Source organism: Foetidibacter luteolus (assembly GCF_009650435.1).
In the GTDB taxonomy this organism is placed as follows: Bacteria; Bacteroidota; Bacteroidia; order Chitinophagales; family Chitinophagaceae; genus Foetidibacter; species Foetidibacter luteolus.
On record NZ_VVIP01000035.1, the window covers coordinates 385,482 to 393,116 of the forward strand.

General features: G+C 46.8%; 7 protein-coding genes. 4 read left to right on the forward strand and 3 right to left on the reverse strand.

The features are described from left to right. Positions 1-156 precede the first annotated feature (156 nt). A complete protein-coding gene (locus tag F0364_RS10950; protein WP_235921058.1) occupies positions 157-1,569 on the reverse strand; it encodes a Gfo/Idh/MocA family protein in 1,413 nt (470 codons plus the stop codon). A 70-nt stretch (positions 1,570-1,639) separates the two neighbouring features. Between F0364_RS10950 and trmB the strand changes: the two genes are divergently transcribed. After that, entirely contained in the window at positions 1,640-2,344 is a 705-nt protein-coding gene (gene trmB, locus F0364_RS10955; RefSeq protein ID WP_153797837.1) for a tRNA (guanosine(46)-N7)-methyltransferase TrmB, read from the forward strand. Then, positions 2,325-2,522, forward strand: a complete 198-nt coding sequence (locus tag F0364_RS10960) for a C1orf53 family protein (RefSeq protein ID WP_235921059.1) — start codon at positions 2,325-2,327, stop codon at positions 2,520-2,522. Before trmB ends, F0364_RS10960 begins: the two co-directional genes overlap by 20 nt. Positions 2,523-2,752: 230 nt before the next feature. Here the strand turns inward: F0364_RS10960 and F0364_RS10965 are convergent, their stop codons facing one another. Next, entirely contained in the window at positions 2,753-3,895 is a 1,143-nt protein-coding gene (locus F0364_RS10965) for a glycosyltransferase (RefSeq protein ID WP_207632609.1), read from the reverse strand. 31 nt (positions 3,896-3,926) lie between these two features. Beyond that, positions 3,927-4,742, reverse strand: a complete 816-nt coding sequence (locus tag F0364_RS10970; protein WP_207632610.1) for an alpha/beta hydrolase — start codon at positions 4,740-4,742, stop codon at positions 3,927-3,929. Between the two features lie 281 nt (positions 4,743-5,023). Here F0364_RS10970 and F0364_RS10975 point away from each other — a divergent pair, with 281 nt between their 5' ends. Continuing rightward, complete coding sequence (locus F0364_RS10975; RefSeq protein ID WP_153797817.1) at positions 5,024-5,464, forward strand: MarR family winged helix-turn-helix transcriptional regulator; 441 nt, start codon at positions 5,024-5,026, stop codon at positions 5,462-5,464. Positions 5,465-5,511: 47 nt separating this feature from the next. Further along, the gene (locus F0364_RS10980) at positions 5,512-7,302 is read left to right on the forward strand and encodes an acyl-CoA dehydrogenase FadE (RefSeq protein WP_153797818.1); all 1,791 of its coding nucleotides are present in this window, start codon (positions 5,512-5,514) and stop codon (positions 7,300-7,302) included. The last annotated feature ends 333 nt before the right edge of the window (positions 7,303-7,635 follow it).

Sequence of the window (7,635 nt, forward strand, 5' to 3'; positions counted from 1 at the left end):
TGAAAAGCCCGGACTAAAGCCCCAACAAAGCTTCCACAGCCGAAAGCCCCAAAATCTCTGTATTGTTTTCAATAGTGGCTAAAAAAAATTATGCGGTCGTGGGAACACAACCGCATTTTCTTAACTGCGTATATTACTCTAAAACCAAAGACGTGTTTAATACTCATCCCCACGGCCGAAAATAGGTTTCCGGCTCATCCACTTGCCCCTTGTAAAGTCAGGTATCTGTTGTAACTGGCCACCTTCTGCGATTGATTTCTCGCTAAGCGGCGTTATTGCATACCAACTTGCCAGGTCATATATATCCAGGGGAAATTCTGCGTTGCGTTTAATGCACTCGATAAAAGCATTGTCCACAAAAAAGTCCATACCGCCGTGGCCGGCGCCTTCTGCCTCTTTACCAAATTTTTTCCAGAGCGGGTGGTCGTATCGCTCCATGTATTGCTGGGTATTCTCCCATTTGTGGGGTTGGCTCTTGTCTTCAAAATAAATAAAGCCCTTGTCCAGCCCACCAGATGAATAATCCTGCCACAAGCCATTTGTGCCCTGCACCCTGAAGCCCAGGTTGTACGGCCTTGGCGAAGAAGTATCATGCGTTAAAATAATCGTTTCTCCGTTGGCGGTTTGTATTTGCGTGGTTACTATATCGCCTTGCCGGTATTTTACTTTTGCGTTAGGGTGGTTGGGCCCGCCCTTGGGGTGCATGGCCACGTAACGGTTAAGCCCCAGCGATTTTGTGGAAACAGAAGATAAAGCAGTTAGCCTGTTGCCACGGTTAAGGTCTATCATGGTACCCACGGGACCAAGGCCATGTGTGGGGTATAATTCGCCGTTACGGTTTTTGTAGTGCACCGTACGCCATTTGGCTTCGCTAAAGCCTTTGTCTCCAAACTCGGCCCCGCTGTTATAAGGGGTAACGCCATCGTTAAAAAGTACGCCCCTCAGGTCGTGCTCATAGCCGCCCTGCAGGTGAAGTATTTCACCGAAGAGGCCCTGTTGCGCCATGTTAAGAACAGCCATCACATCCCTGCGGTAGCATACATTCTCCATAATCATCACCGGCACATTCGTTTTTTCGCAGGTATTCACAAAGTCCCAGCAATCTTCCAGTTGTATGGCGCCGCATACTTCCATGCCCACAATTTTACCGGCGTTCATCGCATCAATTCCCTGGGGCAAATGCCACTCCCAGGGGGAGGCTATCAGAACAGCATCTATATCGTCCCGCTTTAGCAGGTTACGGTAATCGTAAGGCCCATTGGTATACTCAACCGGCGCTTTTTTGCCGTATTTACTTACCAGTTTTTGCGATGCCGCCATCATTATTTTATCGGGGTCTGCCATGGCCACAATATCTACATCGCTGCGCTTAAGCATTTCTTCCAGGTGCGCCTGGCCCCGAAGGCCAACAGCGATCATGCCTATCCGTACTTTGGATTTTTTTTCTGAAGCGAATGTTTTAAGTGGAGTATTGATGGCTGAAAGCGCCACGCCGGCAGCAGCAGTATCTTTTATGAATTTTCGTCGGGTATAATCCTTTAGCATGGCATCGTTTGATGAGGCAAACATAGAGCATAAAAATATTCCTGCAACACGCAAACGTTTGTTGAAAATTAAGCGGGGCTTATATTTGCGGGTTATGGGCCAAAAGAAACTACAACGTTTTGCCGAGATAAAACAATTTCCCAATGTATTGGAATACCCTCAAAACATGCCGGGCAACTGGGCAGCTTTTTTTAAAAACAGCCACCCGCTGGTGCTGGAGCTTGCCTGCGGCAAAGGCGAATACGCCGTAGGGCTTGGGCGTATGTTTGCCAGCAGGAATTTTGTGGGTGTTGATATAAAGGGTAACCGTATATGGCGTGGCGCCAAAACAGCGCTGGATGAGGCTTTAAACAATGTGGCTTTTTTACGTACCTCCATTGATACCATCGGGCAGTACTTTGCAGGCAGCGAAGTGGATGAAATATGGATTACTTTTCCAGACCCGCAACTGCGGCTGTCACGCATAAAAAAAAGGCTGACCCATCCCAAATTCCTGAGGATGTACCAGCAGTTTTTAAAGCCTAATGGGCTGGTGCACCTTAAAACAGACAGCCCCCATCTTTACAATTTTACCAAAGCGGTTATACAGCTTTACGGCCTTGAATTGCTGGAAGACAGGGATAACCTGTACGATGGCAGCAATATAAGCGAAGTGCTTAAAATTAAAACCCATTATGAAAGCCTTGACATTGCACAGAGCAGCCGCATACATTACCTGCAGTTTCGTATTAACAAGCCTTTGCCCCAGCAACTTGAGGAGCAGTTAAAAAATCTTTTTCGTGAGCCAGCCAATGATTGAAAATCGCGATTATTATTTTAACAAAGAGGGCCTTATGGTAATGACGGCGGCCTGGCACCTGCGGCGTGGTTACTGCTGCGGCAACGGCTGCCTGCATTGCCCCTACGATTATGAGAAGGTACCGGAGCCCAAAAAAAGCCATCTATTGCAGGCAAGAGAAGACAAGCCCAGCCCCTGAAGGGGCTGCTGTTGAAGAATTTTTATGGGCCGGGCTACAGTACTGCTATATGGCTTTGCTTGCGTCGCACTCTTCTGCGCTTTGTTCTTTACGCGGCATTGTGCAGCAGGCTTTAAAAGCTCAATGTTCCTCTGTTCAAAGTTCAATGCTAACGGCGTAGCCGCTCTGCGGAATTTGCAGTTCCGCAGCATTACTCTGTCGCTTGCAGCTACTAACGACACAATTGTAAATTACTTCACCGTCCTACCCTTCCACTGGTACTTGCCAAACTTGCCGAAAAAGCCGGCGATAACTGTGTAAAAAATATGAACGGGCTGCATAAATGTAAACCACCACAGCAAATGCTGCAAACGGAAAAAGCTGGAAACGAAATACATAAACGTAAACTCGCTGAAAGTTTTTAAAACAACCAGCGCCAGCCAGTACCACAAAATTTCCAGCTTATAAAAGGCCAGGAAGGGTAATATTACCATTAACGCGTTAAGTATATATACAAACAGCAGTACTACAATAATGCGCTTGTCATCGTAAGCTTCTGCTTTGCTGGCCCAGCGTATGCGCTGGTTAATAAAACTCCTCCAGTCGGGCATAGGTTCGGTAAGCACGATGGCATCGCGGGTAAAGAGATACCCTATCCTGCCAGGAAAGCGCATGTGCATTTTGTGCATCAGCAGCATATCATCCCCGCTGGCTATATTGTCAATACCCTTAAAGCCATCCACCTGGTAAAAAGTTTCTTTTTTATAGGCCAGGTTGGCGCCATTGCACATGCTGTGAAAACCGGCGGATACAGATGCCGCCGTAATACCCTGCAGGCTTATAAAATCAAGGCACTGGAAAATAGAAACAAAAGAACCATTGTTGATGAACATTACCGGTGCAGCCACAAAAACAGGCTGGTGCTGTTGAATGTACGCATCCAGGTTTTTAAGCCATAAGGGGGTAACCAGGCAATCCGCATCGGTGGTGGCAACCCATTCTTTGGTGGAATAGCTGATGGCTGTTTCTATTGCTTTCTTTTTGTAAGAATTAAGCTCTTTGCCCTGCAGCACATCGGCCAGCTTTAGCAACCGCACATTGGGATGGGTTTTAGAAATCTCATTTACTATGTCCGGGGTTTTATCGGCAGAATGGTCGTCAATTACAATTACTTCAAATAAATGAGACGGATATTGGTTATTTACGATAGACATTACACAGTCGCGGATGGCATTTTCTTCATTCCTGGCAGGTATAATAATGCTGAAGCCTGTTGCCGGAACTTCAGCACCGCCGGGCCTGAAATGTTTAAGCCGACGGTACCATACACGGTAAGCATGAATAAGTACGGCATAAAAACTAAGTAATACCGCGGTTATGTAAACTAATGTCATGTTGTATAAATCGCAGCAAAGAAAAGTGATATTATTCAAAGAAAAGCGACGCGATGGTTGCGGCATGCTTTTCCTTCAGCAACTGGTGGCCGGCATCAATAATATGTATTTGCACCCATGCCGGGCAGATGCGCTGCAGGCCCTGCGCCCTTTTGGAAAGAATAACCCTGTCGTAACGGCCGAACAATAACCTGGTAACAATATGGTGACGGTTAATGCAGCCTGCTATTTTTTCGATGGATGGCTTTATTTGCCGCATCGTTGTCCACCGGCGGTACAGAAGGTTTCTTTCATCTCCATCCTCCAGGTAATAATGCGCAATTTTAAGTACAGACTTATTCATTACCCCGGCGCTGCCGGCAAGTTTCATTAAAGAAAATACCGGGGCCGGTTGCTTCATGCAATAATTGAAAAGCCGGTTGCCGATGGTTGTTTGCGTAGATAACCTGTACCAGAAATTTTTGTGAAACCCGTCTGGGGCAACCAGCGCCAGGCGTTCAACCCGCCCCGGCATTAATTCTGCAAGCTGTAAGCAAATTCTGCCGCCCATGCTAAAACCCAGCAAACTTATTTTATCACCGTCGCTGAAACCTGCATGCTGTATAAGCCGTTGCACCCAGTTAACCAATTGGCCCGGGGTAAGTGTAAGCCCTTCGTTCCATTGGGTAAAGCCGTGCAGCGGCATATCGGGCGCCAGTAAAGTATAATGGTTGCCCAGGGCATTTTCGAGGAAGGAAAAACTACCGCCTTCTTCGCCATAGCCGTGAAAGCAGAGCAACAATTTTTTACCTGTGCCCCACCGGTAGTAGGCAATAACCGAATTTTGATATGGTAACTGCTGAATCAAAGCGATAAATATAAAGCGCCATTTGTTATGCGGATACAACAACAGGCTTCACAGGAACGGGATTGTATATTATTGCGCTGTGCCACCACCGCGCCAGGGATTGAAGCGGATACCCCGCTGAGGGCCTTGTGCATGGGCCTTGTGGCGGAGTATGAGCGAAAAGCCCGGTGCCTTCGGCAGGCGCCCTGCTGCTCTTTAAGCCATAAGCGAATTTTAACCCTGAAATATTTGGTTTGTACAAAACTAAAGCTAATTTTGAAAATAGTTGCATAACTAACTATATGCCCAACAACCAATTTAAAAGAGGGGAACTTTACAGCGTAATAAACGGGATGGCAAGTACGGCTGTTGCAAGGCGGCTTCAGAAAAACTTCAGGAACGCCGGGCTGGAAATTACGATTGAACAATGGACAGTGCTTTACCATTTATGGAAAGAAGATTGCCTAAGCCAGCAGGAATTGTGCAACCGTACTTACCGCGATAAACCCAGTATTACAAGACTGATAGATAACCTGGAAAAACAGAAACTGGTAAACAGGGTAGCATCCAGGGAAGACCGGCGCATTAACCTGGTTTGCCTTACAGAAGCCGCAAGGGAACTGCAGGATAAAACGCTGCTGCTTGCCAACCAAACTATGGACGAAGCGCTGGTGGATGTGAACAAAGACGATATTGAAGTGGTAAAGAAAGTACTGCAGCAAGTGTATGACAACCTGAAATAATAATTGCCTGCAATAAGAAAAATAACTTAACCGTAAAACCTGTTGTTATGGAAAGTGCAACAACACAATACGCCGCTTTAAAGGGCGGCGAATGGCTGATAAAGGAAACCAACCCTTTTGAGGCTTTTATACCCGAGGACTTTGATGAGGAGCAAAAAATGGTGATGGACATGTGCAACCAGTTTTTGCAAACCGAAGTGATGCCCATAGTGGACAGGATTGATAAAATGGAGCCAGGCCTTATGCCATCTCTGATGGAAAAGGCGGGTGAGCAGGGGCTGCTGGCCACATCGCTGCCGGAAGAATACGGCGGGCTGGGTAAAGATTTTATTACAGCCACCATTGTAAATGAGGGGCTGGGCGCTGGCCACTCTTTTTCCGTAGCCATAGCGGCGCACACAGGTATTGGCACTTTACCCATTTTATATTTTGGTACAGAAGAGCAAAAACAAAAATATATTCCCAAACTGGCATCTGGCGAATGGAAAGGCGCTTACGGCCTTACAGAACCCAACAGTGGCAGCGATGCCCTTAGCGCTAAAACAACAGCTAAACTTAGCGATGACGGCAAACATTACCTGCTGAACGGGCAAAAGTGCTGGATTACAAATGGCGGTTTTGCGGATGTATATACCGTATTTGCAAAAATAGACGGCGACAAGTTTACCGGCTTTATTGTAGAGCGTGGTATTGAGGGCTTTACCCAGGGGGCGGAAGAGCACAAAATGGGCATTAAAGGCTCTTCCACTGTTCAGCTATACTTCCAGGATTGTAAGGTGCCGGTGGAAAATGTGTTGGGCGAAATAGGCAAAGGCCATATCATCGCCTTCAATATTTTAAACATTGGCCGCTTAAAACTGGACGCGGCTGCCATCGGAGGCAGTAAGATGGCCTTAACCACCGCGGTACAGTATGCAGTTACACGGGAACAGTTTAAAATGCCTATCGCCAAATTTGGCGCCATTAAGCATAAGCTGGCGGAAATGGCCATACGCATTTGGGTGGCGGAAAGTGGTTTATACCGCAGCGCCAAATTGATTAAAGACAAAGAGCATGAGCTGCTGGCTTCTGGGGAGCCATTTAGCAAGGCTTTGCTGGGCGCAGCGGAAGAATACGCTATTGAATGTGCCATGTTGAAAGTATTTGGCAGCGAAGTGCTGGATTTTGTGGTGGATGAGGGAGTTCAGGTTCATGGCGGCAATGGCTTTAGCGATGAGTACAATATTTCAAGAGCTTACCGCGACAGCCGCATTAACCGCATTTACGAAGGCACCAACGAAATTAACCGGCTGCTTACTGTGGACATGGTTTTAAAACGTGCCATGAAGGGTAAGCTTGATTTAATGGGACCGGCCATGAATGTGCAGAAAGAACTGATGAGTATTCCTGATTTTGGCAGCGATGATGATGCCCCATTTGCCAAAGAGAAAAAGTATATCATCAATTTTAAAAAGGCTATTCTGATGGTAGCAGGCGCCGCCGTGCAAAAGCTGATGATGCAACTGGAAAAAGAGCAGGAAGTACTGATGCATATAGCCGATATGGCCATTGAAACTTACCATGCGGAAAGCGCTTTACTTAGGGCAATTAAATTAACTGAAAGCCTTGGCGCCGGCGCTGCACTGCAAACAGATATGACCCGCACTTATATATACGACGCGGCAGACCGCATTAACAAAGCGGGCAAAGATGCGCTGAACAGTTTTGCTGATGGCGATGAACTGCGTATGATGCACATTGGCTTAAAACGCTTTACCAAAGTAGATCCGTTTAACAGCAAAGAGGCAAGAAGAAGAATTGCCGGTAAAATGATTGAACAAAACAAATACAGTTTTTAATAGTTTTTCAAAGGTTGGTTGTTAAGTGTAAGTCCTGCACGGTTTCGCCCTGCGGGGCTTTTATTTTTCGGCAGGTGAAGAGATTTTATGGGTGCCCCCAAGCTATCGCAAGGGGTCGGGCAGAACTGCGTTCGCAACCTTCGTCAAAAGCAACATTTAGTTGCTTTTAACTCGGTTGTGCTATTACTCCGGAACAAGGCCCTGCCGCGATGGCCTCACCGGGGTAGCCGCTTCAATCCCTCACCCGAAAGCAAGTTGCTGTTCTATTGATATGTAGGGCTTGCTCAATAACTTCCAGATTTATCTAACCGGGTGAAAATGATTATCTTTTTG

Bases quoted from the DNA above. Each gene is read 5' to 3' on its own strand.
- F0364_RS10965 (WP_207632609.1), bottom strand. From the start codon at position 3,895: ATGACATTAGTTTACATAACCGCGGTATTACTTAGTTTTTATGCCGTA.
- F0364_RS10980 (WP_153797818.1), top strand. From the start codon at position 5,512: ATGGAAAGTGCAACAACACAATACGCCGCTTTAAAGGGCGGCGAATGG.
- F0364_RS10950 (WP_235921058.1), bottom strand. From the start codon at position 1,569: ATGTTTGCCTCATCAAACGATGCCATGCTAAAGGATTATACCCGACGA.
- F0364_RS10975 (WP_153797817.1), top strand. From the start codon at position 5,024: ATGCCCAACAACCAATTTAAAAGAGGGGAACTTTACAGCGTAATAAAC.
- trmB (WP_153797837.1), top strand. From the start codon at position 1,640: ATGGGCCAAAAGAAACTACAACGTTTTGCCGAGATAAAACAATTTCCC.